Origin of the sequence: Chromobacterium phragmitis, assembly GCF_003325475.1 — a bacterium.
GTDB classification, from domain to species: Bacteria; Pseudomonadota; Gammaproteobacteria; order Burkholderiales; family Chromobacteriaceae; genus Chromobacterium; species Chromobacterium phragmitis.
Genome location: NZ_CP029495.1, coordinates 1,329,620 through 1,353,560 on the forward strand (window position 1 = coordinate 1,329,620; position 23,941 = coordinate 1,353,560).

Genomic DNA, 23,941 nt, shown 5'->3' on the forward strand with positions numbered 1-23,941 from the left:
GGCCGCCTCAGCACATATTGCCGTAATCACGGTTGTTCTCGAAAGGCACCTGCTGGATGTCGCGCATGTGCGGCGGCAGGTCCATCTGATCCAGCCCCTTGCCGTTCTGGATCATCGGGAACACGTTTTCCGACTGGTCGGTGCGGAAGTCCAGGAACACCAGACGCTCCTTCAGCTTGTCGCTGAAAGCCTCCCGCAGCGCCGGCTCCACGTCTGCCGGGCTCTCCACCTTGAGGCCGACATGGCCATAGGCTTCGGCGATCTTGACGAAATCCGGCAGCGCGTCCATGTAGGACTCGGAATAACGGGTGCCGTAGAAGAACTCCTGCCACTGGCGCACCATGCCCAGATAGCGGTTGTTCAGCGCCAGCACCTTGACCGGCGTATGGTACTGCTTGGCGGTGGACAGTTCCTGGATGTTCATCTGGATCGAGCCCTCGCCGGTGATGCAGGCCACCTGCGCGTGCGGATTGGCCAGCTGCGCGCCGATCGCCGCCGGCAGGCCGAAGCCCATGGTGCCGAGGCCGCCGGAGTTCAGCCATTGCTTGGGCCGGTCGAACTTGTAGTACTGCGCCGCCCACATCTGGTGCTGGCCGACGTCCGAAGTGACGATAGCCTGGCCGCCGGTGATGTCGTACAACGTCTGCACCACCATCTGCGGCTTGATCAGCTCGTCGGACGGCGCGTACAGCAGACAGTCGTGGCCGCGCCATTCCTCGATCCGCTTCCACCACGCCTCCAGCGCCGCGCCCTCCGGCTTCTGGCCGGACTGCTTCAGTTGCTCCAGCATTTCGCGCAGCACCAGCTTCACGTCGCCGACGATGGGTATGTCGGCCTTGACGCGCTTGGAGATCGAAGACGGATCGACGTCTATATGGATGATCTTCTTGGGCTGGCTGAGGAAATGCGACGGCACGCTGATCACGCGGTCGTCGAAACGCGCGCCCACTGCCACCAGCACGTCGCAATACTGCATCGCCATATTGGCTTCGTAGGTGCCGTGCATGCCGGGCATGCCCAAGAACTGTCGATCCGAGCCCGGATAGGCGCCCAGGCCCATCAGGGTGTTGGTACACGGCAGGTTCAAGGACCGCACCAGCTCGGTCACCTCGGCCTCGGCGCGGCCTTGGACTGCGCCGCCGCCTACATAGATGAAAGGCCGCTTGGCTTCCAGCAACAGGTTTACAGCCTTCTTGATCTGCCCGCTATGGCCGCGGGTAGCCGGCACATAGGAACGGATATGCACGCTGTCCGGATAGCGGAACTCGGCGCGCTGCTGGGTGACGTCCTTCGGAATGTCCACCACCACCGGGCCGGGACGGCCCGATTTGGCGATGTAAAACGCCTTCTTGATGGTGGCCGCCAGTTCGCTCACATCCTTGACCAGGAAGTTGTGCTTCACGCACGGCCGGGTGATGCCCACCATGTCCACTTCCTGGAACGCGTCCAGGCCGATGGCCGGAGACGGCACCTGGCCGGAGATCACCACCATCGGGACGGAGTCCATGTAGGCGGTGGCGATGCCGGTGACGGCGTTGGTCGCGCCGGGACCGGAGGTCACCAATGCCACGCCCACCTTGTCGCTGGAGCGCGAATAGGCGTCGGCGGCATGCGTCGCCGCCTGTTCGTGCCTCACCAGCACGTGTTTGAACTTGTCCTGCCGGAAGATGGCATCGTAGATTTCAAGTACCGCGCCGCCCGGGTAGCCGAAGACAAATTCGACCCCCTCTTCCTGCAGGCAGCGGACTACTATTTCGGCGCCCGATATCTGCATATCGCCTCTATTTCGTGTTGATTTCATCCCGTTTGCTCAAAGACCTTATCGTATTGCTCAAAGCACGGTCAAGTGATTTTGTGCAGGTGCAAAATCGCGCTAAGCCACGGTTATTTCAGAAGAAAAACTCGCACTAGCCTAGCGAATCATGCTCTGCTAACATCTTCGGTTGGCATCAACCTGAAATGCACAGATGGCAAGCCGCAAGGAAATGGCCGACTTCCTCGAGTCGGTGGAGAAGCGCGCCTTCAAGCAGGCGCTATACGCGGTGAGGCAGGAAGACAATGCGCTGGACATCGTGCAAGATTCGATGATGAAACTGGCCGACCGCTACGCGCACGCGCCCGCGAACGAGCTGCCGCTGATCTTCCAGCGCATCCTGCAGAACACCATCCGCGACTACTATCGCCGCAGCAAAGTGCGCAGCTTCGTCAGCACGCTGCTGTCCTCGTTGATTCCCACCCATGCCGAGGACGATGCCCTAGATCCGCTGGAAACGCTGAACGTCGCCGCCGACGAGGCCCATACCAATCCGGAACAGTGGTACCAACGCAAGGAAGTGGCGCTGATGATAGACGCATCGCTGCAACTGCTGCCCGCCCGTCAACGGGAGGCCTTCCTGCTGCGTTATTGGGAAGGACTGGATGTCGCCGAAACCGCTCTGGTCATGGGTTGCTCCGAGGGCAGCGTGAAAACGCACTGCTCCCGCGCCAATCACACCCTGGCGGCCATTCTTGCGCAAAAGGGAGTCATGCTATGAAACACGCCAACGACGGGCAGGGAGAGCATTTTCCCGTCCATATCGCCCGCATTCTGAACAATCCCCATTCCGAACCCAGCCCGCGGCAAATGGCCCGCCTGAAAACAGCCCGCGCCGAGGCGATGCGGCGTTTCGAACAGCGCGCCGCCGAAAATGTCAGCCTGCAGGAAAAAATCTGGACCTGGGCGCAGCGACACACCCTTCTGCTGAAACGGGGCAGCGCCGCGCTCGGCTTCGCAGTGATCACCGGCGCCGGCCTGATGCTGGTGGAAGGCCTGATGGCCGAAAGCGACGCGGTGGACGCCACCGTGCTGTCGCAAGACATGCCGCTCGACTCTTTGCTGGAGCCCCATTTCAGCCGGGGGCTGCATGAGTAAGGCAAAGTGGCTGGCCGGCGCCTTCAGCCTGGCCTGCCTGCTTACCCCACGCGTCTCACTCGCCACGCCGCTGGCCGATCCGCGCTGGGAGCAATTGAATGGCGAGCAGCAGCAAGTGCTGGCGCCGCTGGCCTCCGATTGGAACCGCTTCGCGCCAGACAAGAAGCAAGACCTGCTGACCATCGTCCCCCGCTTCGCCGAACTGACGCCCAGCCAGCAGCAAAGGCTGCAACGCCGGCTCAAGGCCTGGACCGAGTTGAGCGAACAACAGCGCGACGAAATCCGCGCCAATTGGAAAAAACTGCAGCAGCTGCCGCCGGAACAGCGCGAGCAAGCGCTGCGCCGCCTGCGCGCCCGCGCCGTGAAACCCACCTCCGCCTCCGCCCCATGACCGAGCTTCCCGTACCCGGCCTCGCCCGCTGCCTGGCCAGCCTGTTCTACGAATCGTTGCTTATCGTCGCCATGCTGCTGATCGCCAGCGCCGCGCTGACCCCCTTGCAATTGCTGCTGGGACAAGACTCCGGGCTGCTGCATGGCCTGATCCAATTGGCCGCCGCCGGCGTGCTGTTCGCCTATTTCGGCTACTGCTGGACACGCAGCGGCCAAACCGCGGCGATGAAGACCTGGCATATCCGGCTGGTAACCGCCGACGGCCGCTTGCTGAGCTGGCCGCAGGCGCTGATGCGCTTCGCCGTCGCGGCGATGCTGTTCGTCGGCTTGCCCATCATTTCCTACCTGGGCTGGCTGCGCAGCTACGGCGACCACCCGGCCGCCAAGTGGCTGGCGCTGATCTGGTGGCTGGTGCCTTTCCTGTCCCGCTACTACGACAAGGAACGCCGCCACCTGCACGACCGCCTGTCCGGCACCCGGCTGGAGCTGCTGCCCAAGCCCGCGCGGAAGTAGCTCAGGCCTGCAGCAGCGGCTCCTCTGCCGCGAATTCCAGCAAGATGTCCAACAGCGCCCGCACCCGGGCCGGCATCGCCCGGCGCTGCGGCCATACCGCGTACACCGGGCGCGGCGGTATCCGCCAGTCCGGCAGCACCCGCTCCAGCCGGCCATCCGCCAGCTCGCGGTGGCATTGGCTGAGCGGACACAGCACCACGCCGCAGCCCGCCTCCGCCATCCTCACGCCCAATTGCATGTCGTTGACCAGCAGCCGCGCGCCATCCGGCAGCGCCCTCTCCTCGTCGCCGCCGACGCGACGCAGCTTCCAGTTTTGCAGCGGCGTGGTCAGCAGCAGATCATGTTCCGCCAGCTGTTCGAACGCCTGTGGCCGTCCACGCTCTGCTAGATACGACGGCGCCGCCGCCAGCAGCGCGCTCACCTGGCCCAGCTTGCGCTGGCTCAACTGCGAATCCGGCTGCGGCCCCACCCGTATCGCCAGGTCGCCGCCCGTCTCCCACACATCGTCCACGCCATTGCTCAACGCCAGCTCCAGCCGCACCGCCGGATGCCGCCTCAGCAGCCGCTGCCATACCGGAAGCAGCAGGCTGTTGGCCATGCTCACCGGCGCCATCGCCCGCACCACGCCCTCCACCCGGTTCAGGGTCGCGTCCAGCGAGTCCGCGGCCTGCCTCAGCGCCGACAGCAAAGGCTTGCACTGCTCGTAGTATTGCCAGCCTTCGTTGGTCGGCACCAGCCGGCGCGCGCTGCGATTCAGCAATTTGCAGCCGAGCTTGGCCTCCAGCGCTTGCAAGCGCCGGGTCAGCGTCGCCGCCGGCATGCCCTGCCGCTGGGCGGCCGCGCTCAGGCTGCCGGCATCCACAATCGCCACGAATAAGTCCAGATCGTCCAGCATGATTGCAAAAATGGAATTTGAAATTGATTTTTTGATTCTATTTTCATAATGCGCTTTTGACTAGACTCGCCTCATCGTTAACCGAATGGAGCGCCATCATGAGTCCCGCCCTGCGCCAACGCTTGTTGTTCTCGCTGCTGATGTCGGCGGCGATGTCTTTCCTGATGACCGCCTGGGTCAGCTGGCTGAATCTTGGACTGCGCCCGGACCTCCTCGCCCGCTGGCTGCATGCTTTCGTTTCCGCCTGGCCCGCCGCCTTCGCCGCGGTGCTGCTGCTGGCGCCGCCCATTCACCGCCTCACCCAGCGCCTGCTGAACGGGCGCGCTCAAACCGTTGGCAAGCCCGCCCTGAACCCAAAAGGATGAAATCATGAGACTCGACTACACCCAGCTGTCGCCCAAGGCCTACCAGGGGCTGCTCGCCTGCAAGAATGCGCTGGCGGAAAGCAGCCTGGGCCTGCCGCTGATCGAACTGGTCTACCTGCGCGTGGCGCAGCTCAATGGCTGCGTGTTCTGCCTGAAATTGCACAACCACGCGCTGCGCCGACGCGGAGAAAGCCAGGACAAGCTGGACATGGTGGGCGGCTGGGATGTGGCGGAGGACGGCGTGTTCTCCCCGCGCGAGCGCGCCGCCCTCGCCTGGACCGAAGCGGTGACCCGCGTCGCGGAAAGCCGCGCGCCGGACAGCCTCTACCAGCCGCTGCGCGAACATTTCAGCGAATCGGAGATTTCCGACCTGACCTTGGCCATCGCGCTGATGAACGCGTTCACCCGGATAGCGGTGGCAGTGAGGCAATGACGGCAAGCCACTGACAAAAACCGCCAACTGGAAGGCATAGTCTCGAGCCCGCATCCGCCTGGAGACGAGACATGCCTTTCCCCCATCGCGATGGCGCCCATCTGTCCAAATGAGACTGCCGGCGCGGCGCAGCGCTGCCATGCCAGGCTCTCTTCTGGCCACTTCGCGCACGCGATGGCGCATCAATCTGTTTCTGCTGGAAACCGCGCGCCACAGGCGCGGCGAGGCCACCGCGAAAGCGTGGCGATGGAATCCAGAATCCAAGCTTTCCTTGCGATGGCCAACACGCTGGCCAACGGCTGTCTGTCAGATTATCGCCGCCAGGAGCCCCACGACGCCTGAGCCGCCGAAAACGCTTGCGGCTGGGGAGCGAGACGCATCAACCGGACGACGCTAGCCGGATGGAAAGCCGAGAGAATGCAAAGCGCTGGCCATCCAAGCTTATCCACACCTTCTCCGCCCAGCCGGATTTATCCACACGCTTAGTCCACAAGCTCGCCCAGCGATTGCGTCAACCGGAAAAGCCGCTCCGCTCAGGCCGCCTCTCTGGCGTAGACCTTTTCCCCGGCGGCGTAAGTCGCGGCGACCGCGCGGTCATCGCCCAGCATCATCTGGATGAACAAGGCTTCGGAGAGGTCGCGCGCATAGCGCATGCGGAAATCCAGCAAGGGCGTCGAGCGCAGGTTCAGCACCGCCAGGTCCGCCTCCAAGCCGGGCGCGATGCCGCCTACCTTGTCCTCGATGCCTAAGGCCTCGGCCCCGCCTCGGGTGGCCAAATAAAAGGCCTGGACCGCGGTCAGCGGCTTGCCATGCGTCTGCGACGCCATATAGGCGGCATGCATGGTCTGCAGCATGGAGAAACTGGTGCCCGCGCCCAGATCGGTGCCCAGGCCCAGCTTCACCGGCTTGGCGCCATCGACGCAATGGCGCAGGTCCAGGCTGCCGGAGCCCAGGAAGAAATTGGAAGTGGGACAATGCGCCAGCGCCGCGCCGCTGTCGTGCAGCATTTCCCGCTCCGCCTCGGACAAGTGGATGCCGTGGCCGTATACCGCGCGCGGCCGCAACAGGCCGTAACGCTGGTAGATGCTGGCGTAGTCGCGGCAGCCCGGGAACAGCCGCTTCACCCAATCGATCTCGGCCTGGTTTTCCGAGATATGGGACTGGATGGCCACATCCGGAAACTCCGCCGCCAGCGCACCCAGCATTTCCAGCTGGCCATGGCTGGAAGTGGGCGCGAAGCGCGGCGTGATCACGTACTCGGCGCGCCCCTTGCCATGCCAGCGCTCGATCAGCTCCCGGGATTGCTCGTAGGCGGTCAGCGGCGTGTCCAGCAGCGCCTCCGGCGCGTTGCGGTCCATGCACACCTTGCCGGCCAGAATGCGCAGCTTGCGCGTGGCCGCGGCTTCGAACAAGGCATCCACCGACGCCGCGTGCACGGTGCCGAACACGCAGCCGGTAGTGACGCCATTGCGCAGTTGCTCGGTCAGGAACACTTCCGCCACTTCGCGCGCGTGGCCGGCGTCGGAAAAGCCCTGCTCGGTGACAAAGGTGTAATGGTTCAACCAATCCAGCAGCTGCTCTCCGAAAGCGGCCATCATCTCGGTTTGGGGATAATGGACGTGGCAGTCGATGAACCCCGGCAGAATCAGGTGGTCTGGATAATGATCGACAGCCGTCCCGGCCGGCAGCGACGGCAGCAGCTCAGCCGCCGGCCCCCAGCCTGAAATGCGGCCATCTTCCATCACCACCAGCGCGTCGCGCTGGAACGCCAGGCAGTCGCGCTCGGCCTTCCGGAACGGATTGCCATTGAAAGTCAGCGCGTCGCCGCGAACCGCAGTTATCACATTCCCTCCCCGCCGCGCGGCGGCGAAATCGCCATCGCGCAGAATTTATCTTCACATAAAGAATCTTCAAATATAAATATAGTTCCGATTGCACTCGTAAGCAAGTCAGCCCCGGGTAAAGGGACAGGAACTGACGCAAGGCAATTGTCTTTAGATGAAGATAGTATATTTTTAAGTCGTGATACTCTTGCGCCCGACTGGATTTGCCGCATTTACCTTTGCTCAGGAACCCGCAGCATGCAGCACGCACCCGACCAGATTGACCGCATCGTCGCCCTTTGGAACGAAGTCCGCCCCGACCTGGACACCTCAGCCACCCAGGTCATCGGCCGCATCGTGCGGATGGAGTACTTCATCACCCGACGGGTTCTTCAGGATTTGGCCCGCCATAATCTCAATGTAGGCGAATTCGACGTGCTGGCGGCGCTGCGCCGCGGCGGCGAACCGTACCAGCTGTCGCCCAACCAGCTGCAGGGCATGGTGCTGATCTCGTCCGGCGCGCTGACCAACCGCATCAACCGGCTGGAAGAAGCCGGACTGGTCAGCCGCTCGCCGGATCCGGACGACCGCCGCGGCGTGATCGTCACGCTGACGCCCAAAGGCCTGCAGGTGATCGAGGATGCCGCCGGCCACCACCTGGCCGCCGAGGCGGAATTGATCGAAATGCTGGACGCCGACGAGCGCCAGACGCTGGCCCGCCTGCTGAAGAAAATGTTGCAAGCGCAGGAAGACTGATAGACCAAGCCGCCTCCGGGCGGCTTTTGTTTTGCCCATCGATCGGGGGCCGCGCAGGTCGCCGTTGACCTCACGGCGCGGGGAAGGGAAAACATGGGATGCGCCGACGGGGTTGTTCATCCACCGCCAGCATAGCGCGCCTCAGCGGGCGCGCGGAAGATGATCGCCAGTCTGCTGCAGCGCAGGCGGCGCGCTCCACGCCCAGTGGCGCTTCCATGCCCCCACCACCAGATCGGGATAGCCCGGCTTGCCCAGGCTGCCGTTGTAGCGGCCCAACGCGCGGAACAGATTGCCGCGCTCCACGTCCAGGTAGTAGCGCAGGATGGTGCAGCCGTAGCGCAGATTGGTGCTGAGATCGAACAGATTGTGCTGCGAGGTGCCGATGTGGCGGGTCCAGAACGGCATCACCTGCATCAGGCCGCGCGCGCCGGCGCCGGACACCGCGTACTTGTTGAAGCCGCTTTCCACCTGGATCAGGCCCAGCACCAGTTGCGGATCAAGGCCGGCCCGGGTGGATTCGTACTGGATGGCGGTGAGCAGGCGCTCGCGCACCCAGGCGTCGGGAATCTTCTTTTGCAGCCGGGAGGACATCTCCGCCAGCCAGGCCTGGCCGACGCGCGGGTCGTCGAACACCAGCCTGGGCGCATTGACGTCGGAGATGGAACGGCTCATCGCCGAAGCGACGTTGGCCGACAGCGCCTCCTCCTTCTGCGCGCCGGCCCATGCCGGCGCATGCGCCAGCGCCAGGCACAACGATAGCGGGAGGAGGAGGCTCGTCTTCATCAGGCCAGCTTGGAGAGGACATGCTCCAGAATAGCATCGGCGGCGACGGCGGTGGCTTCGCTGTCGCGGCGGTGCTGGTATTCGACCTTGCCTTCCTTCAGGCCGCGATCGCCGATGGTGACGCGATGCGGCGCGCCGATCAGCTCCCAGTCGGCGAACATCGCGCCCGGGCGTTCGCCGCGGTCGTCCAGGATCACGTCGACGCCCTTGGCGGTCAGATCAGCGTACAGCTTGTCGGCCGCGTCCTTCACCGCCTCGGAGCGGTCGTAGCCCACCGGGCACAGCGCCACCACGAACGGCGCGATGGCGTCCGGCCAGATCATGCCCTTGTCGTCGAAGTTCTGCTCGATGGCGGCGCCCAGGATGCGGGTGACGCCGATGCCGTAGCAGCCCATCTCGAACGGTTTCGGCTTGCCGTCTTCGTCCAGGAAGGTGGCGTTCATCGCAGCGGAGTACTTGGTGCCCAGATAGAACACGTGGCCCACTTCGATGCCGCGCTGGATGGCCAGCACGCCCTGGCCGTCCGGCGACGGATCGCCTTCCACCACGTTGCGGATATCGAACACTTCCGGCTCGGCGCAGTCGCGGCCGAAGTTGGCGCCGGTATAGTGCTGGTCGTCCTCGTTGGCGCCGATGACGAAGTCCGCCATCTTGGCCACAGTGCGGTCGGCGATGACGCGGCCCTTGAAGCCCACCGGACCCAGGGAGCCCGGATTGGCGCCGAAGGCGTCGCGGATGGCGGCCGGGCTGGCGAAGGCCAACGGATTCTTGATGCCGGCGATCTTCTGCGCCTTCACTTCGTTCAGCTCGTGGTCGCCGCGCACCAGCATCAGCACCGCTTCGCCCTCTACGCCCTCCACTACCACCGCCTTGACGGTCTGTTTGATGTCGATCTTCAGGAAGTCCACCAGCTCGGCGATAGTCTTGACCTTGGGCGTATGCGCCTTGCTCAGCGCGGCGGAAGCGGCGGCGCGCTCGCCGGCCGGGGCCACGGCTTCGGCCAGTTCGATATTGGCCGCGTATTCCGATTGCGGGCAGTAGACGATGGCGTCTTCGCCGGTATCGGCGATCACCTGGAATTCATGCGAGCGGTCGCCGCCGATGGCGCCGGTGTCGGCCGCCACCGCGCGGTAGCTCAGGCCGAAGCGGTCGAAGATGCGGCGGTAGGCGGCGTACATATTGTCGTAGCTCTTGCCGGCGTCTTCCGCGCTGCGGTCGAACGAGTACGCGTCCTTCATGGTGAACTCGCGGCCGCGCATCACGCCGAAGCGCGGGCGGCGCTCGTCGCGGAACTTGGTCTGGATCTGGTAGAAGTTTTTCGGCAGCGAGCGATAGCTGCGCAGCTCGCGGCGGACGATGTCGGTGATCACTTCCTCGGCAGTCGGCTGCAGCGCGAAATCGCGCTCGTGGCGATCCTTGAAGCGCAGCAGCTCGTCGCCCATGGCGTCCCAGCGGCCGGTTTCCTGCCATAGTTCGGCCGGCTGCACGACCGGCAGGCTCACTTCGATGCCGCCGGCGCGGTTCATTTCCTCGCGGATGATGGTTTCAACCTTGCGCAGCACGCGCAGGCCCATCGGCATCCAGGAATAGATGCCGGCCGCCTGCTTGCGGATGAAGCCGGCGCGCATCATCAGCTTCTGGCTGGTGATGTCGGCGTCGGCGGGAGCCTCTTTCAGGGTGGAAATGAAAAACTGCGATGCGCGCATGATGCGTCCTTGAAAATTCAGCTAAATGAAGACGATTGTAGCGTCGTCACCGCCCACCGGCCAAGCTCGTCCCTGTCCCGCGGACGCTTTTCGCCAGTTGTTGCAGTACAACAATCCTGCGCACAGCCTTCCGCGCTGTACTTGGCGGCCCTCGCGCACTGGAGTAACCTGCGCCCTGCCGAGCTTTATGGCTTTTTTATTTTGCCCATGTCATCGACAATGAGAGGGCATCCCGCCATGAACTATCCGGACCCCCGCCGCTGCGCCCTCTCCGGCAGCGGCGCTCAACCGTAATGGAATCTTATGCAGGATCACAACAAAAAGGCGATGGCAGGCCTGACCCTGGCCGCCCTCGGCGTGGTCTACGGCGATATCGGCACCAGCCCGCTGTATACCTTGCGCGAGTGCTTCGTCAGCCAGAGCCTTCCTACCACGCCCGACAACATCTTCGGCATTCTGTCGCTGATATTCTGGTCGCTGATATTCGTGGTGTCGATCAAGTACGTGGCCTTCGTGCTGCGCGCCGACAACCGCGGCGAAGGCGGCATCATGGCGCTGATGGCGCTGGCGCGGCACTACACCACTCACGCCGCGCGCTGGAAAATCGTGCTGCTGGGACTGTTCGGCGCGGCCTTGTTCTACGGCGACGCCATCATCACACCCGCGGTGTCGGTGCTGTCCGCCGCCGAAGGCCTGGAAGTGATCTCCTCCGGCATGGAGGCTTATGTGCTGCCGATGGCCATCGGGGTGCTGGTCGGCCTGTTCCTGCTGCAGCGCCACGGCACCGCCAGCGTCGGCCTGATGTTCGGTCCGGTGATGATGGTCTGGTTCGCCATCCTGGGCGCCCTGGGCCTGCACCAGATCATCCAGCAGCCCGCCGTGCTGCAGGCGCTGAACCCCTGGCACGCGGTGTCCTTCCTTAGCCAGCACGGCTTCCACGCCTTCCTGACCCTGGGTTCGGTGGTGCTGGCGCTGACCGGCGCCGAGGCGCTGTACGCCGACATGGGCCACTTCGGCAAGTCGCCGATCCGCCGCGCCTGGTTCAGCCTGGTGCTGCCCGGCCTGGCGCTGAACTATTTCGGCCAGGGAGCGCTGTTGATGGACAACCCGGGTGCGATCAAGAACCCCTTCTTCCTGCTGGCCCCGGACTGGGCGCTGCTGCCGATGATCGCGCTGGCCACGTTGGCCACGGTGATCGCGTCGCAGGCCGTGATTTCCGGCGCCTACTCGCTGACCCGCCAGGCCATCCTGCTGGGCTACTGCCCGCGGCTGGAAGTGCGCCACACCTCGGAACGCGAAATCGGCCAGATCTACATGCCCTTCATCAATTGGGCGCTGCTGGTCGCCGTGCTGGTGGTGGTGCTGACCTTCAAGACCTCGTCCAGCCTGGCAGCAGCCTACGGCATCGCCGTCACCGGCACCATGCTGATCACCACGGCGCTGTTCTTCGTCGTCGCCCGAGTCAACTGGCGCTGGCCGCTGCCGCTGGCGCTGGGCATCACCCTGCTGTTCGCGGTGATCGACACCGCCTTCTTCGCCGCCAACATCCACAAGGTCGCCGACGGCGGCTGGCTGCCGCTGGTGATGGGCATGGCCATCTTCACGCTGATGAGCACCTGGAAACAGGGCCGCGACATCCTGTTCAAGCGCCTGCGCGAACAGGCGCTGCCGCTGGACGACTTCATCCACAACCTGGAAGCCTACCCGCCGGCTCGGGTGGAAGGCACCGCGGTGTTCCTCACCAGCACGCTGCACGGCGTGCCGCACGCGCTGCTGCACAACCTCAAGCACAACAAGGTGCTGCATGAGCGCGTCGTGCTGATGACGGTGCGCACCGAGGACATTCCCTATGTGGCGGAAGACGAGCGGCTGGAAATCGTGCAGATGTCGGCGTCGTTCTGGCGGGTGATGGCCCGCTACGGCTTCAAGGAAGAGCCCAATGTGGTCCAGGTGCTGGAAATGTGCGCGGAGGAGGGCTTCGAGATGGAGCTGATGGACACCTCCTTCTTCCTGTCGCGGGAAACCATCGTCTCCACCGGCCATCCAGGCATGGCGCGCTGGCGGCAGAAGATTTTCCTGTGGATGAGCAAGAACGCGCTGCGCGCGACCGACTTCTTCCAAGTGCCGACCAACCGCGTGGTGGAACTGGGCGCCCAGGTGGAGCTGTAAACGCCATTCGCATGCCGCCAGACCAAAGCGCGCCGAGCGGCGCGCTTTTTTCTTCCCGCCCATGCTCGTCAACGCCGCGCGGACGGCCTCACCTGAATCTGCGCGGAAGCGGACGACCATGTCCGGCATTGCTCGTACATCGAGCAGAACCCCGCCAGCGCCTGGCTGATGGTCATCGGCCAGATGCGCTCCGGCAATGGCTGCACGCCAGTCAGAATCGGCCATTCGATATTGTCCGGCGGCATCAGGTCGCGCCGCTCGGTCGCCAGCAAGCGAGCGTCCGCCATCGCCAGCTCCGCCCTGTCGTCCCCGGACAGATGCAGGCCGAAACGCGCTTCCACCGCAGCTGTCAGCCGGTGCTGCAAAGGAAGCGCTTCCTGCGCGTCCGCCCTGACCACTTCTCCCGCATAGGCCTTGGCCGCGCCGTACAGCAAGCCGGCCAGTTGCAGCCTAGGCGGCAGCAGTTGCGCCATCCGCATCGCATGCTCGGCTTCGCTGTAATACTGGCGGCAGGCGCCGCCGAAACGGCAGACATGCGCCAAATGATGGGCGATGTCGGCAATGTCGATATCGTCCGGCTGCGGGTCCAGCACATTCAGATACCGCCCCGACACCGTTTGTATGAATGCGCCTCTCATCGTCCCGCCCTCCCGCAAAGGCTCGCTCTGGCGCGCCTCCATTCTGCAATCACTGGTTTCATCCCTGTCACCCCTGCACCCGCAATTATTTCGACTTGATCGTTGATCAAATCAATTTCAAAAGCATAAAATCGAAAACCGATCAGGACGAGTCGTTAGCCGGATCGATTTTTTATTTAACGGCCAACCCCCTCGATATTCCAGCAAGTGAATCCAGCCAGAACAGTCTGGATTTATCTCTTTCAAAACAACAACTAAACAGTGGAATATGACATAGATCATAAGAACCCAAATCTAGCACAGCGCGCCAGTCTTTTTCCAGAAAAAAACACGGAGCTCCCAATTGATTTAGGCGCAAATAAATATATCAATAGTGTGAATATTTAAATAAGGACAAATAGGCAAGATCGAAAATGCCGGCTAAGAATCTATTCAAATCTCCATCTGTATTGGATGAATTCAAACTCAATGCCTTGCGGCGAATCCGCGACCGGAAACTATCCATCAGCGAGCTTGCCCGCATCACCGGCATCAAACAGTCAACACTGCATCGCGGACTGTACGAGGACCGCGAGCTGACCTTCAGCAACGCCCATGCGATAGGCCACGCGCTGGATATCAATCTTGACGGCAGCATCAATGGCGGCATGGCGCCGGTCATCGCCAGCTTCGGCCAATTGAGCGCGCTGAGCGAAGGGCGCCAGCCAGTGTGGGATGAGTTCATCCTGATGGAGCCCGCGCTGGACGATTCGACGCTGGCCGTCGATCAGGCGCTGTTCCTGCAACGCGTGTTCCCGCCTCGCGCGGTCGTGCTGCTGCGCACCCGCCTCCCCAGAACCGGCCGCCTGGTCTATCCCGACCGAGGCTCGCTCAGCCTGGAGGACAACGGCCACGCCGCCATCGGCGAGGTGGCCGGCATCATTTTTCGGAAAAACGCATGAAATTCTTCAAAGACATGATTCGCCGCGCGCTGTCCTGCGTCGATCCCATCGTGATCCTGTCCTTTTTGATCCTGATCTCGGCGATCGCCTCCAATCTGACATCGTACAAAGTGGTCCAGGTGTTCGGCACCGAGGCCAGCCTGGGCACCTTCACCATGCCCATCATCCTGATGCTGCTCAACCCCATCGCCGAGGTATACGGCAAGCAGCGTTCCAATCAGATCCTGTTCGCCACTTGCCTGGCCGAGATACTGTTCGCCGTAGCCTTCACCGCGCTCAGCCAGTCGCAACGGGACTGCGGCCTGCTGCCGCTGGCCGATCGCGGCCGCTGCGAGGCCCTGAACCAGAGCTATGTGCTGATCAGCGAACACATCGTGCGCGGCTCGATCTCGTTCGCGATCGGCTGCCTGATCGGCAGCCAGTTCAATACCCGTTTCCTGCTGTATCTGAAGAGCTTGTGGTCCAGCCGGCTCTATTTCATCCGCGACATCTTCTCCTCGGTGATAGGCGAGGTGGTATACACCGCGATCTGCTTCATGATCGCCTTCTACGGCGTATTCCCCTTCGCCACCATCCTGAAAATCTTCGCCTTCAGCCTGATGTTCAAGTTCTCGTCCACCGTGGTCCTGTCCTGGATTTCGCAATACATCGTGCTGCTGCTTTACCGCTACCAGGCCTGGAGCCAGGACGCGGCAGGCGGCCGCAAGGTCAAATTCTCGTCCCGGTACCTGCAAGTATGAAACCGCTCGCGCTACACGTTCTGCCCGCTCCGCCAAACAACGCCGCCGCGCCGCTGTTCGCGCTGCGATGCAACTACGACTACACCGCCAAGCACGCATGCCATGTCCGCGCCGTCGAGCGCGCCGCGCTGAGCGTGCTGTTCTTCGCCGACCGCATCGTCCTGTTGCCGCGCAGCCGCAACGGCGCGCGCATCGCCGAGGCGCTGGCGCAGCGGCTGGATCTGGCAGCAGAGTCCGGCGCGCTCCGGCTGCCGCTGAACCCCGCGTCGCCGCTGCCGGAGCGGCTGCGGACATTGCTGTCTCTCCCAGGCCAGTTCGACGCCGATCCCCGCTTCGGCCTGTACGGCTTCTTCTGCTACGAGCTGATCCATGCCAAGCTGGGTCTGGACGCCGGCCTGCTGGGGGTATTCCACCTGCCGGAACGGCTGAGCGTAGACGGCGAAAGCGTAGACTACCTGCTGGACCCGGCCGACGCCGGAGGGGAGACCTGGCCGCTGGCGCTGGGGCCCATGCTGGAGAGCGGCGATTTCGCCGCCGGGAGCGGCCTGCCCTACGGGCGGATGTACGATCTCGCCCTGCGGCGCATCGCCGACGGCGAACTGCGTTCGGTCAACCCCAGCTTCGCCATCCAGCGGCCCTGCGCGCGAGACGGCTACCGCATCCACCAAGACCTGCTGGCGCGCAATCCCGCGCCGTACAACTTGTATTTCGACGGCGGCGATTTCCAATTGGCGGGCTCCTCGCCGGCGATGTTCCTGCGCCTGCGCGGCGGCCGGCTATCCACCAGTCCGATCTGCGGCACCATCGCCCGCGGATGCGACGCGGCCGCGGACGCGCTGCAGGTGGCTACGCTGCTGGCCTCGGACAAGGATAAATTCGAACTGGAGGAATGCGTGCGCGCCGACATGCTGGCCAAGGAGGCCAGTTGCGAGGACATCCGCGTCGACGCGGAGCGGGAGGTGGAGCGCTTCGCCAATGTGTTCCACACTTCGGCCAGCGTCAGCGCGAGGCTGCAGCCGGGCAAGACGCTGGCCGATGCCATCTGCGACCACCTGTGGCCGGCCACCGTCGTCGGCACGCCGGTGGATGCCGCCGCGCGGCTGCTTGCCGAGCACGAGTCCCGCCGCTGGTACGCCGGCGCCTTCGGCTATCTGTGCGCGGACGAGGCCGAGCTCGGCACGGTGATCCGCTCCGCGCTGCTGGCGGACGGCATGGCCACCACCCGGGTGGGCAGCACGCTGAGCGCCCACTCCAGCCCGCAGCTGGAGCGCGGCGAACTGGAGGCCAAGGCCTCGCTGATCCTGGGCGCGCTGTGAACGAGCTGACCATAGAGGATATCGACGCCGACGCGATCACGATCCGGCTGGTGAATACCGCCAAGACCTACCGCGTCGGGCTGGACCGGGCGATAAAACGGGAGGTCCTGCGCGGCCTGCCTCGCGACGAGATCCTGCTGGCGGGCGTGGTGGCCGGCAAGGTGGCGCGCAAGCGCCCCGCGCTGCTGGCGCAATACGACTTTTCCGACGTCGCCATCGCCGGCGCGTTCCGGCCGCAGCACGTGGTGTTCGAACACAGCGTCGGCTTCGTCGAAAACGACGAGGCCAGGATCAAGCTGCCGTTCCGCGAGCTGCTGGGCAACCTGGACGCCATCTCGCGTCTGAGCGACGCGGCGGCGTTCTATCTGGGCTTCAGCTACGCGCTGTTCGCGCTGCCGGGCGAGGCGCTGGCCTTCGACGACCATCCCCGCCCCTATCTGAAGCTGAAATAGCCTCAGAAGCCCAGGCCGCTGTCGGCTTGGGCCCGCTTCCAGTCGAACCAGGGACCGGGGTCGGTCTTGCGCCCCGGCGCGATGTGCTCGTGGCCGGCGATGGCCGACAAGGGCAGCGCGCGGCGCAGCTCTCTGGACAATGCCCCCAGCGTCCGGTATTGCGCCTCGCTGAAGGGCTCGAAGTCGCAGCCCTCCATCTCCACCCCGATGGAGAAATCATTGCACTTTTCCCGCCCTCGCCAGCTGGACACCCCGGCATGCCAGGCCCGCTTGCCCACCGGCACGAACTGCAGCAACTGGCCGTCGCGGCGAATGAAGAAATGCGACGACACCCGCAATTGGTAAACGCCCTGATAGTAAGGATGCTCGGCCGGATCCAGCCGGTTGGAGAACAGCTGCTCGACGCCGGAACCGCCATAACGGTAAGGCGGCAGGCTGATATTGTGTATCACCAGCAACTCCGGCGCGCTGCCAGGCTCGCGCTCGTCGCAGTTGGGCGACGGCGTCTGGCGCGCGCCGCGCACCCAGCCGTCCTCCCCCAATGCCAGAGCCGGCGGCGCCGCCGGCCGGTACACCAGCCGCCACAAGGCCAGGCCGTCGGTGGTGTGCCAGCGCTGCTCCAGCACGAAGCCGGCCTTGTGGTACAACGCGATGGCGGCTCGATTCACCTCGGCGGTATCCACGCTGACGCTGTCCTCGCCCTGCAGCGCGCGATTCAGCAGCCGGTAACCCCAGCCCTCGCGCAACCGCGCCGGGTCCACCACCACTCTTTCCACATGCATGCCGCTGTCGGATCGGCGCGAAGCCACCAAGAGGCCGCGCAACTCTCCACCTTCGAAAGCGGCCAGGATGAGGTCCCTGCATGAATGCAACGCCACCAGGTCAGGCCACAACAGCGGCAGTTTCGGATAATCCAGCCACTCCGCCTCCAACCGATGCGCATCCAGCTGCAGTCTCAGGGCCCGCTGCGCCAGATTTGCGTCGCCCCGATCCAGCTCCCTCACCTCGAATGGGCACTCCATTTCATTCCCTCGTCATTTTAAGATGGAATCCTCTCGTACAATTTCGGCTTGTGTTCCATCGCGCAAAGCGGTATCAAGAACTTGCGCCGCGCAGACCGGAGCATAGCGTTCCGCTTGAGCCGCATCATGTCCACGGCCCTGGCATGGCGGCACAATCATGCCAGCCCCCACGCAGGAGACCATCTTCATGCTGACACTCGACACCTTGGGCAGCGCCGCCGCGCCCAGCTTCGAACAACCGCTGGAAATGCTGCAGGCCTGTCACGACAAGATCCGCCGCTTCTGCGATCAACTGGACAAGCTGCCGCCCTATATCGAGGAACACGGCGTCGACGACGCCGCTCGCAACACCATAGACGATGTCGTCCGCTATTTCGACATCGCCGGCCCTGCCCATCATACCGACGAAGAGGAGGAACTGTTCCCCCTGATCGAGGAACGGGTGCCTGCCGCCGCCTCTCGGCTGGAGCAGCTGTCGGCCGAGCACGGCTATCTGCACTCTTGCTGGAACGCGATCCGAGATGACCTGCTCGCCCTGCGCGACGGCCGCATCAAGCAGATCAGCAAGAACGAACTGCAGGAATTCGCCCGCCAATACCGCGAGCACGCGGCCGCCGAAGAGGAATGGCTGTTCCCTGCAGCCGCCAGCGCGCTCAGCGCCGAGGAGCTGCGCCAGGCCGGCGCCAACATGGCCAAGCGCCGCCAGGCCGGCTGATCGCCTGCGCGCGCGACGCGCCCGCTCTCCCTGCCGCGGCTGGATCCGCGGCCCTCGATAAAGCCAAACGGGTTGCCCGCTCTCGCCGGCAACCCGTTCTCGTTCCCCCGCGCCTAGACTCAGGCGGTCAGCTTCAGCAACTGGGCGAACGCGTCTTCGAACAGCTTCAGGCCGTCCCGCTGCAGTTTCTCGCCGGCGGCGGCCAGATCGATGCCGGCGGCCTCCACCTCGGCCAACAGCGCCTTGGCTTCATCCATGCTCTGCGGCAGCGTCAGCGCGGCGTCTCCATGGTCGCGGAAAGCTGCCATGGTGGCGTCCGGAACGGTGTTGACGGTTTCGTCGCCGATCAGGCTCTCCACATACAGCACGTCGCGGTAAGCCGGGTTTTTGGTGCCGGTTGACGCCCACAGCAGGAATTGCGGACGGGCACCGGCAGCGCGCAGCTTGGCGAACTCTTCGCCATGGAAGCGCTCCTGGTAGCGCGCATAGGCGGCCTTGGACAGCGCGATCGCCACCTTGCCTTGGTGCGGCTCGGCCACTTGCGGATCCAGCAGGCTGTCGACGCGCGACAGGAAGAAGCTGGCCACCGCCTTGACGCCGGCCACCGGCTTGCCGTCGGCCAGGCGAGCGGACAGTCCGGCGACATACGCGTCCCAGACTGCTTCCACTTGCGGCAGCGAGAACAGCAGCGTGATGTTGACGTTGACGCCTTCGCGGGTCAGCGCCTGGAAAGCGCGGATGCCTTCGGCGGTGGCCGGGATCTTGATCATCGCGTTGGCGCGGCCGATCTCGGCCCACAGACGGCGCGCGGCGGCCAGGGTGCCGGCTTCGTCGCGCGACAGCTCGGGCGACACTTCCAGGCTGACGTAGCCGTCGTTGCCCTGGCTGGACTCGTATTGCGGCAACAGCAGGTCGCAGGCGGCCTGGATGTCGGCCACCACCAGCTTTTCGTAGCGGGCTTCGGCGGACAGCGACGCGTCCTGCTTCAGCACGGCCAGTTCGCCCTGGTAGCTCGCGTCGGAGCTGATCGCCTTGTAGAAGATGGCCGGATTGGAGGTAACGCCGGCGATGCCGTCGTCGGCCAGCAGACGGGCCAGTTCGCCGGAGGCGATCAGTTCACGGGACAGGTTGTCCAGCCAGATGCGCTGGCCGAAGGGTCGAATGGCTTGCAAACGGTTCATGGTGAGGCGTCCGGGTATTGCTTGAGGTAAAGAATCCATCCTACCCCGCCGAAGCCGCCGCGCCAAGGGGATTGTCGCGGCGGTTTGCGCTGGCTCAGGCGGCCTGGCTGTCGCAGCGCCGCTCCCGCGGAAACACCACGCTGAAGGTGCTGCCCTTGTCCGGCTCGCTCTTGATTTCCAGCCTGGCGTGGTGGCGCGCCAGCACGTGCTTGACGATGGCGAGACCGAGTCCGGTGCCGCCGCTGCCGCGAGAACGGCCTCGGTCGACACGGTAGAAGCGCTCGGTCAGCCGCGGGATGTGCTCGCGCGGGATGCCGATGCCGGTGTCGGCGACGGAAAAGCGCAGCTGTTCGCCCTCATCTTGCCAAGACAGCGTGATGCTGCCGCCCTCCGGGGTGTAGCGCACCGCATTGGACACCAGATTGCCGAACGCGGAATGCAGTTCCTGGCCGCTTCCCCACAGGCCGGCGTCGCAGCAGCGGGCCAGCCTCACCTGATGGCGGCCATGGGACAAGCCCTCGGCCTCCACCATCAGCGTGTCCAGCATCACCCGCATGTCCACCAGTTCGGAATTCACCGCCTTAGGGCTGTTCTCCAGCCGGGACAGCGTCAGCAAATCCTCAACCAGGCTCTGCATCCGCCTCGACTGCTCCATCATCATCGGCAGGAACTGGCGGAACATCTGGTCGCTCACCTCCGGCATGTCCGACAGCGTCTCCAGAAAGCCGCCGACCACCGTCAGCGGGGTGCGCAGTTCGTGCGAGACGTTGGCGACGAAGTCGCGGTGCACGGTCTGCACCCGCTCCAGCTGGGTGATGTCTCGGGTCAACAGCAGCTTGCGGGTGGAGTCGAACGGCACCAGCTGCAGCGAGATCACCAGCTCGCGCGGCTGGCTGAAAGTCAACGTCAGCGGCAAGCTGAAGCTGGCGTTCTTCATATAGGTATGGAAGGCCGGCTGGCGGATCAGGTTGAGAATCTGGTTGCCGACATCGCGCTTGCGGTCCAAGCCCAAGTGCTCCACCGCCATCGGGTTTACCCACTCGATGCGGTCGTGCTCATCCAGCACCACCACGCCATCCGGCATCGCCTCTCCGGCGTTGATGAAGCGTTCCAGCGCGTGGGTCAGCTTCTTCTTGCTCTGGCTCTGGTTGCGCATGGTGCGGTACAGCGTCATGAACACCGAATGCCAGACGCCGAAGCCGTCCGGCACCCGCTCGGGCACCGGATGGCGCAGCCAGCGCAACAACAGCGCGATGTGGTAGAGATTGAATGCCAGCCAGGCGCCCAGCGAGATGGCCAGCACCAATAGCGCGTCGGTTGCCGACGACAGCGCCCAGAAACCGGCGCTGACCAGCAGGATGGCCGTCAGCCACAGCGCCGTGCGTTGCAGGAGCTCTCGCATTACTGCTGCACGGAAAAGCGGTAGCCGGTGCCGCGCACGGTCTGGATCAAACCATCATGCCGGGTGCCTTCCAGCGCGCTGCGCAGGCGGCGGATGTGCACGTCCACGGTGCGCTCCTCGACGAAGACATGGTCGCCCCACACCTGGTCCAGCAACTGCGCGCGGGAGTGGACGCGTTCCGGATGGGTCATGAAGAAGTGCAGCAGGCGGAATTCGGTGGGGCCGAGCTCGATCACGCTGCCGTTGCCGGTGACGCGGTGGGTCACCGGGTCCAGCCGCAGGCCTTGCACGTCGACCGCGTCGTCGGTCATCTGCGGCGCGCGGCGGCGCAGCACGGCCTTGATGCGGGCCAACAGCTCGCGCGGCGAGAACGGCTTGGTGATGTAGTCGTCGGCGCCGGTTTCCAGGCCCGCGACCTTGTCCTGCTCGTCGGAGCGGGCGGTCAGCATGATGATGGGGATATGGCGGGTGCGCTCGTCGGCGCGCAGGCGCTTGGCCACATCGATGCCGCTGGCGCCCGGCAGCATCCAGTCCAGCAGCACCAGGTCGGGCAAGGCGTTCCTGACCAGCGTCAGCGCCGCCTCGGCGGTGCCCGCGCGCAGCACATGGTGTCCGGCCTGGGCCAAATTGAAGGCGATCAGCTCCTGAATCGCCGGTTCGTCTTCGACAAGCAGTATGTTGGCGGCCATGTGGCTATCCTCGGGTTTGATTTTGCGGCAAGCATACAAACGCCAGATGACACTAATATGACATGTCTTGGAAAGTTCCCGCGCCGCGATTTTCCCGCAAAGCGCCCCCGCGCGCCAGACCAAAAAAAAAACGGGCCTGCCTATCAGGCAGACCCGGAATGGTCGTCGTCAAAAACATTGATCTGACAAGAGACCAGGGACAAAGAGATCACCAGGACAGTCTCAAATGAGGGGGTCGAGCGACTCGCTCATCCGCAACAATCTTGGACGGAGCAAACGGCGGGACGTGCCGCTTGTTCCAGATACGGGCTGCATTCTACGTAGCAAATCCACTACGATGGCAAGGTAATTATAGGATTTTTGGCCATATCGCCTTATTATCTATCTTTATTTCGTCATATTTCCTTTGATTCGAAAAATGGATAGATTCGACCGCAAAATCCTCGCCGAACTGCACGAAAATGCGCGCATCAGCTTCGCCGAACTGGCGCGGCGGGTAAACCTGTCGGCGCCGGCGGTGGCCGACCGAGTGGCCAAGCTGGAGCAGTCCGGCGTGATCACCGGCTACCACGCCCGCATCGATCCCAACCGCGTCGGCCTGCCCATCGCCTGCCTGATCGAATTGACAGTCAAGCATCTGGAGTACTACGTGGTGATAGACGAGATCCGCAAAACGCCCGAGGTGATAGAGTGCGCTTCCATCACCGGCACCAGCGGCCTGATGATACGGGTGGCGGTGGACACCATGCCGGCGCTGCAGGCGCTGATCGCGCGGCTGATGCAGTTCGGCGACACCAAGACCTCCATCATCATCGACATGCCGGTGCCGCCGCGGATGCCCGCCTTGCAGGAAGAGGAATGAAAAAACGGCCAGAGCCCCTAGGGGCGCTGGCCGGCACAGAGAACAACTCTCCCTTACAGCGTAGCGGTTCAGCCTGCCACGTGCTTGACGAAGCGCAGCATGTTGCAGGTGTAGCCGTACTCGTTGTCGTACCAGGCCACCACCTTGATGAAGGTCTTGTCCAGCGCGATGCCGGCGTCGGCATCGAAGGTGGACGGCGCGGTGTTGCCGACGAAGTCGGTCGACACCACTTTTTCATCGGTGTAGCCCAGCACGCCCTTCAGTTCGCCTTCGGCGGCGGCCTTCATCGCCTTGCAGATGTCGGCGTAGTCGGCTTCCTTCTCCAGCTCCACGGTCAGGTCGACCACGGACACGTCGGAAGTCGGCACGCGGAAGGCCATGCCGGTCAGCTTCTTGTTCAGCTCCGGGATCACCTTGCCCACGGCCTTGGCGGCGCCGGTGGACGACGGGATGATGTTTTCCAGGATGCCGCGGCCGCCGCGCCAGTCTTTGGACGAAGGGCCGTCAACGGTCTTCTGGGTGGCGGTGGCGGCGTGCACGGTGCTCATCAGGCCGCGCTTGATGCCCCAGTTGTCGTGCAACACCTTGGCCACCGGAGCCAGGCAGTTGGTGGTGCAGGAAGCGGCGGAAACGATGGTTTCGCCGGCGTATTTGTCATGGTTGACGCCGTAGACGAACATCGGGGTGTCGTCCTTGGACGGCGCGGACTGCACCACTTTCTTGGCGCCGGCGTCGATGTGCTTCTGGCAGCCTTCCTTGGTCAGGAAGAAGCCGGTGCAGTCGATGACGATCTCGGCGCTCACCTCGTTCCACTTCAGATTGGCCGGGTCTTTCTCCGCGGTCAGGCGGATGGTCTTGCCGTTGACCACCAGGCTGCCGCCCTCGACCTTGACGTCGCCCTGAAAGCGGCCGTGCACGGAGTCGTACTTCAACATGTAGGCCAGGTATTCCGGATCCAGCAGGTCGTTGACGCCGACCACTTCCAGCTCGGGGAAATCCTTGGCGATCGCGCGGAACACCATGCGACCGATACGACCGAAACCGTTGATACCGACTTTGATAGCCATGATGAAGTCTCCTTGTCAGCTTGTGACAGCACAATGAACGATTCGATGGTGGGAACCACGCCATCGAAAAATGCGAATTCCGCGGGTGGACGCCTGTTCCGATGCGGCCGGATCCAGGCCGCGCCGAATGAAAACAGCGCAGGCCGTTTTCCGCCCTGCGCTGCCACTTTCC

At 64.0% G+C, this 23,941-nt stretch carries 25 protein-coding genes and 1 pseudogene; 14 read left to right on the forward strand and 12 right to left on the reverse strand.

The genetic code is table 11. The features are described from left to right. Positions 1–7 precede the first annotated feature (7 nt). A complete protein-coding gene (ilvB, locus tag DK842_RS06350) occupies positions 8–1,774 on the reverse strand; it encodes a biosynthetic-type acetolactate synthase large subunit (protein WP_114060708.1) in 1,767 nt (588 codons plus the stop codon). A gap of 193 nt (positions 1,775–1,967) precedes the next feature. Here ilvB and DK842_RS06355 point away from each other — a divergent pair, with 193 nt between their 5' ends. From DK842_RS06355 to DK842_RS06370, 4 genes are read left to right on the forward strand one after another with little or no spacing between them, the layout of a single operon-like run. Continuing rightward, positions 1,968–2,534, forward strand: coding sequence for an RNA polymerase sigma factor (locus tag DK842_RS06355; protein ID WP_114060709.1), 567 nt, complete (start codon positions 1,968–1,970; stop codon positions 2,532–2,534). Continuing rightward, complete coding sequence (locus tag DK842_RS06360; protein WP_114060710.1) at positions 2,531–2,911, forward strand: DUF3619 family protein; 381 nt, start codon at positions 2,531–2,533, stop codon at positions 2,909–2,911. Before DK842_RS06355 ends, DK842_RS06360 begins: the two co-directional genes overlap by 4 nt. Further along, positions 2,904–3,302, forward strand: a complete 399-nt coding sequence (locus DK842_RS06365; RefSeq protein ID WP_114060711.1) for a DUF3106 domain-containing protein — start codon at positions 2,904–2,906, stop codon at positions 3,300–3,302. Before DK842_RS06360 ends, DK842_RS06365 begins: the two co-directional genes overlap by 8 nt. Next, positions 3,299–3,814 (forward strand): RDD family protein, encoded by a 516-nt coding sequence (locus tag DK842_RS06370; protein WP_114060712.1) that lies wholly within the window; start codon positions 3,299–3,301, stop codon positions 3,812–3,814. The genes DK842_RS06365 and DK842_RS06370 overlap by 4 nt, the downstream gene beginning before the upstream one ends. 1 nt (position 3,815) lies before the next feature. Here DK842_RS06370 and DK842_RS06375 read toward each other — a convergent pair whose 3' ends face one another. Next, positions 3,816–4,709 carry a LysR family transcriptional regulator gene (locus DK842_RS06375; protein ID WP_114060713.1) on the reverse strand — a complete coding sequence of 298 codons (894 nt, stop codon included), beginning with the start codon at positions 4,707–4,709 and terminating at the stop codon, positions 3,816–3,818. A 98-nt stretch (positions 4,710–4,807) separates the two neighbouring features. Between DK842_RS06375 and DK842_RS06380 the strand changes: the two genes are divergently transcribed. Both DK842_RS06380 and DK842_RS06385 read left to right on the forward strand, forming a co-directional pair. Further along, the gene (locus tag DK842_RS06380; protein ID WP_114060714.1) at positions 4,808–5,074 is read left to right on the forward strand and encodes a DUF2798 domain-containing protein; all 267 of its coding nucleotides are present in this window, start codon (positions 4,808–4,810) and stop codon (positions 5,072–5,074) included. Between the two features lie 4 nt (positions 5,075–5,078). Next, a complete protein-coding gene (locus tag DK842_RS06385; protein ID WP_114060715.1) occupies positions 5,079–5,507 on the forward strand; it encodes a carboxymuconolactone decarboxylase family protein in 429 nt (142 codons plus the stop codon). A gap of 533 nt (positions 5,508–6,040) precedes the next feature. Here DK842_RS06385 and guaD read toward each other — a convergent pair. Beyond that, positions 6,041–7,351: a guanine deaminase gene (guaD, locus tag DK842_RS06390; protein ID WP_114060716.1), complete on the reverse strand. Its 1,311-nt coding sequence runs from the start codon at positions 7,349–7,351 to the stop codon at positions 6,041–6,043. Between the two features lie 237 nt (positions 7,352–7,588). On the opposite strand from guaD, the gene DK842_RS06395 reads away from it, so the two are divergent. Continuing rightward, a complete protein-coding gene (locus DK842_RS06395) occupies positions 7,589–8,086 on the forward strand; it encodes a MarR family winged helix-turn-helix transcriptional regulator (protein ID WP_114060717.1) in 498 nt (165 codons plus the stop codon). Between the two features lie 141 nt (positions 8,087–8,227). On the opposite strand, the gene DK842_RS06400 is transcribed toward DK842_RS06395, so the two are convergent. Together DK842_RS06400 and DK842_RS06405 are read right to left on the reverse strand one after the other, a co-directional pair. Then, entirely contained in the window at positions 8,228–8,869 is a 642-nt protein-coding gene (locus tag DK842_RS06400) for a lytic transglycosylase domain-containing protein (RefSeq protein WP_114060718.1), read from the reverse strand. Continuing rightward, complete coding sequence (locus DK842_RS06405; RefSeq protein ID WP_114060719.1) at positions 8,869–10,575, reverse strand: proline--tRNA ligase; 1,707 nt, start codon at positions 10,573–10,575, stop codon at positions 8,869–8,871. The genes DK842_RS06400 and DK842_RS06405 overlap by 1 nt, the downstream gene beginning before the upstream one ends. Positions 10,576–10,878: 303 nt before the next feature. On the opposite strand from DK842_RS06405, the gene kup reads away from it, so the two are divergent. Continuing rightward, positions 10,879–12,744: a low affinity potassium transporter Kup gene (gene kup / locus DK842_RS06410; RefSeq protein WP_114060720.1), complete on the forward strand. Its 1,866-nt coding sequence runs from the start codon at positions 10,879–10,881 to the stop codon at positions 12,742–12,744. A gap of 68 nt (positions 12,745–12,812) precedes the next feature. On the opposite strand, the gene DK842_RS06415 is transcribed toward kup, so the two are convergent. Continuing rightward, positions 12,813–13,382 (reverse strand): phosphohydrolase, encoded by a 570-nt coding sequence (locus tag DK842_RS06415; RefSeq protein ID WP_114063643.1) that lies wholly within the window; start codon positions 13,380–13,382, stop codon positions 12,813–12,815. A 449-nt stretch (positions 13,383–13,831) separates the two neighbouring features. Here DK842_RS06415 and DK842_RS06420 point away from each other — a divergent pair, with 449 nt between their 5' ends. From DK842_RS06420 to DK842_RS06435, 4 genes are read left to right on the forward strand one after another with little or no spacing between them, the layout of a single operon-like run. After that, positions 13,832–14,323 carry a helix-turn-helix domain-containing protein gene (locus DK842_RS06420; protein WP_114060721.1) on the forward strand — a complete coding sequence of 164 codons (492 nt, stop codon included), beginning with the start codon at positions 13,832–13,834 and terminating at the stop codon, positions 14,321–14,323. After that, on the forward strand, positions 14,320–15,063 hold the full coding sequence (locus DK842_RS06425) for a VUT family protein (RefSeq protein ID WP_114060722.1): 744 nt from the start codon (positions 14,320–14,322) through the stop codon (positions 15,061–15,063). Before DK842_RS06420 ends, DK842_RS06425 begins: the two co-directional genes overlap by 4 nt. Further along, on the forward strand, positions 15,060–16,379 hold the full coding sequence (locus tag DK842_RS06430; RefSeq protein WP_114060723.1) for a chorismate-binding protein: 1,320 nt from the start codon (positions 15,060–15,062) through the stop codon (positions 16,377–16,379). The genes DK842_RS06425 and DK842_RS06430 overlap by 4 nt, the downstream gene beginning before the upstream one ends. Next, entirely contained in the window at positions 16,376–16,831 is a 456-nt protein-coding gene (locus DK842_RS06435) for a hypothetical protein (protein ID WP_114060724.1), read from the forward strand. Before DK842_RS06430 ends, DK842_RS06435 begins: the two co-directional genes overlap by 4 nt. A 2-nt stretch (positions 16,832–16,833) precedes the next feature. On the opposite strand, the gene ampD is transcribed toward DK842_RS06435, so the two are convergent. Together ampD and DK842_RS23845 are read right to left on the reverse strand one after the other, a co-directional pair. After that, on the reverse strand, positions 16,834–17,379 hold the full coding sequence (gene ampD / locus DK842_RS23840; protein ID WP_232538664.1) for a 1,6-anhydro-N-acetylmuramyl-L-alanine amidase AmpD: 546 nt from the start codon (positions 17,377–17,379) through the stop codon (positions 16,834–16,836). Positions 17,380–17,433: 54 nt separating this feature from the next. Continuing rightward, positions 17,434–17,853: pseudogene (locus DK842_RS23845) on the reverse strand (GNAT family N-acetyltransferase); the annotation flags it as partial. Positions 17,854–18,010: 157 nt separating this feature from the next. Between DK842_RS23845 and DK842_RS06445 the strand changes: the two are divergent. Beyond that, positions 18,011–18,568 (forward strand): hemerythrin domain-containing protein, encoded by a 558-nt coding sequence (locus DK842_RS06445; protein WP_232538611.1) that lies wholly within the window; start codon positions 18,011–18,013, stop codon positions 18,566–18,568. 119 nt (positions 18,569–18,687) lie between these two features. Here DK842_RS06445 and tal read toward each other — a convergent pair whose 3' ends face one another. The 3 genes from tal to phoB all read right to left on the reverse strand — a co-directional run bounded on the left by tal (position 18,688) and on the right by phoB (position 21,840). Further along, positions 18,688–19,749 carry a transaldolase gene (gene tal, locus DK842_RS06450; protein ID WP_114060727.1) on the reverse strand — a complete coding sequence of 354 codons (1,062 nt, stop codon included), beginning with the start codon at positions 19,747–19,749 and terminating at the stop codon, positions 18,688–18,690. 94 nt (positions 19,750–19,843) lie between these two features. Next, positions 19,844–21,151, reverse strand: a complete 1,308-nt coding sequence (gene phoR, locus DK842_RS06455; protein WP_114060728.1) for a phosphate regulon sensor histidine kinase PhoR — start codon at positions 21,149–21,151, stop codon at positions 19,844–19,846. Beyond that, the gene (phoB, locus tag DK842_RS06460; RefSeq protein ID WP_114060729.1) at positions 21,151–21,840 is read right to left on the reverse strand and encodes a phosphate regulon transcriptional regulator PhoB; all 690 of its coding nucleotides are present in this window, start codon (positions 21,838–21,840) and stop codon (positions 21,151–21,153) included. The genes phoR and phoB overlap by 1 nt, the downstream gene beginning before the upstream one ends. A gap of 418 nt (positions 21,841–22,258) precedes the next feature. On the opposite strand from phoB, the gene DK842_RS06465 reads away from it, so the two are divergent. Continuing rightward, on the forward strand, positions 22,259–22,702 hold the full coding sequence (locus DK842_RS06465; RefSeq protein ID WP_114060730.1) for an Lrp/AsnC family transcriptional regulator: 444 nt from the start codon (positions 22,259–22,261) through the stop codon (positions 22,700–22,702). 68 nt (positions 22,703–22,770) lie between these two features. Here DK842_RS06465 and gap read toward each other — a convergent pair whose 3' ends face one another. Continuing rightward, positions 22,771–23,769 (reverse strand): type I glyceraldehyde-3-phosphate dehydrogenase, encoded by a 999-nt coding sequence (gene gap / locus DK842_RS06470; protein ID WP_114060731.1) that lies wholly within the window; start codon positions 23,767–23,769, stop codon positions 22,771–22,773. Positions 23,770–23,941 lie beyond the last annotated feature (172 nt).

What these genes read in the sequence shown, in the direction of transcription:
- DK842_RS06380 (WP_114060714.1), top strand. Translation starts at nt 4,808, where the DNA reads ATGAGTCCCGCCCTGCGCCAACGCTTGTTGTTCTCGCTGCTGATGTCG.
- gap (WP_114060731.1), bottom strand. Translation starts at nt 23,769, where the DNA reads ATGGCTATCAAAGTCGGTATCAACGGTTTCGGTCGTATCGGTCGCATG.
- DK842_RS06405 (WP_114060719.1), bottom strand. Translation starts at nt 10,575, where the DNA reads ATGCGCGCATCGCAGTTTTTCATTTCCACCCTGAAAGAGGCTCCCGCC.
- DK842_RS06395 (WP_114060717.1), top strand. Translation starts at nt 7,589, where the DNA reads ATGCAGCACGCACCCGACCAGATTGACCGCATCGTCGCCCTTTGGAAC.
- DK842_RS06430 (WP_114060723.1), top strand. Translation starts at nt 15,060, where the DNA reads ATGAAACCGCTCGCGCTACACGTTCTGCCCGCTCCGCCAAACAACGCC.
- DK842_RS06355 (WP_114060709.1), top strand. Translation starts at nt 1,968, where the DNA reads ATGGCAAGCCGCAAGGAAATGGCCGACTTCCTCGAGTCGGTGGAGAAG.
- DK842_RS06365 (WP_114060711.1), top strand. Translation starts at nt 2,904, where the DNA reads ATGAGTAAGGCAAAGTGGCTGGCCGGCGCCTTCAGCCTGGCCTGCCTG.
- phoR (WP_114060728.1), bottom strand. Translation starts at nt 21,151, where the DNA reads ATGCGAGAGCTCCTGCAACGCACGGCGCTGTGGCTGACGGCCATCCTG.
- DK842_RS06370 (WP_114060712.1), top strand. Translation starts at nt 3,299, where the DNA reads ATGACCGAGCTTCCCGTACCCGGCCTCGCCCGCTGCCTGGCCAGCCTG.
- DK842_RS06385 (WP_114060715.1), top strand. Translation starts at nt 5,079, where the DNA reads ATGAGACTCGACTACACCCAGCTGTCGCCCAAGGCCTACCAGGGGCTG.
- tal (WP_114060727.1), bottom strand. Translation starts at nt 19,749, where the DNA reads ATGAACCGTTTGCAAGCCATTCGACCCTTCGGCCAGCGCATCTGGCTG.
- DK842_RS06465 (WP_114060730.1), top strand. Translation starts at nt 22,259, where the DNA reads ATGGATAGATTCGACCGCAAAATCCTCGCCGAACTGCACGAAAATGCG.
- DK842_RS06400 (WP_114060718.1), bottom strand. Translation starts at nt 8,869, where the DNA reads ATGAAGACGAGCCTCCTCCTCCCGCTATCGTTGTGCCTGGCGCTGGCG.
- ilvB (WP_114060708.1), bottom strand. Translation starts at nt 1,774, where the DNA reads ATGCAGATATCGGGCGCCGAAATAGTAGTCCGCTGCCTGCAGGAAGAG.
- kup (WP_114060720.1), top strand. Translation starts at nt 10,879, where the DNA reads ATGCAGGATCACAACAAAAAGGCGATGGCAGGCCTGACCCTGGCCGCC.
- DK842_RS06425 (WP_114060722.1), top strand. Translation starts at nt 14,320, where the DNA reads ATGAAATTCTTCAAAGACATGATTCGCCGCGCGCTGTCCTGCGTCGAT.
- DK842_RS06360 (WP_114060710.1), top strand. Translation starts at nt 2,531, where the DNA reads ATGAAACACGCCAACGACGGGCAGGGAGAGCATTTTCCCGTCCATATC.
- DK842_RS06415 (WP_114063643.1), bottom strand. Translation starts at nt 13,382, where the DNA reads ATGAGAGGCGCATTCATACAAACGGTGTCGGGGCGGTATCTGAATGTG.
- DK842_RS06445 (WP_232538611.1), top strand. Translation starts at nt 18,011, where the DNA reads ATGCCAGCCCCCACGCAGGAGACCATCTTCATGCTGACACTCGACACC.
- DK842_RS06375 (WP_114060713.1), bottom strand. Translation starts at nt 4,709, where the DNA reads ATGCTGGACGATCTGGACTTATTCGTGGCGATTGTGGATGCCGGCAGC.
- phoB (WP_114060729.1), bottom strand. Translation starts at nt 21,840, where the DNA reads ATGGCCGCCAACATACTGCTTGTCGAAGACGAACCGGCGATTCAGGAG.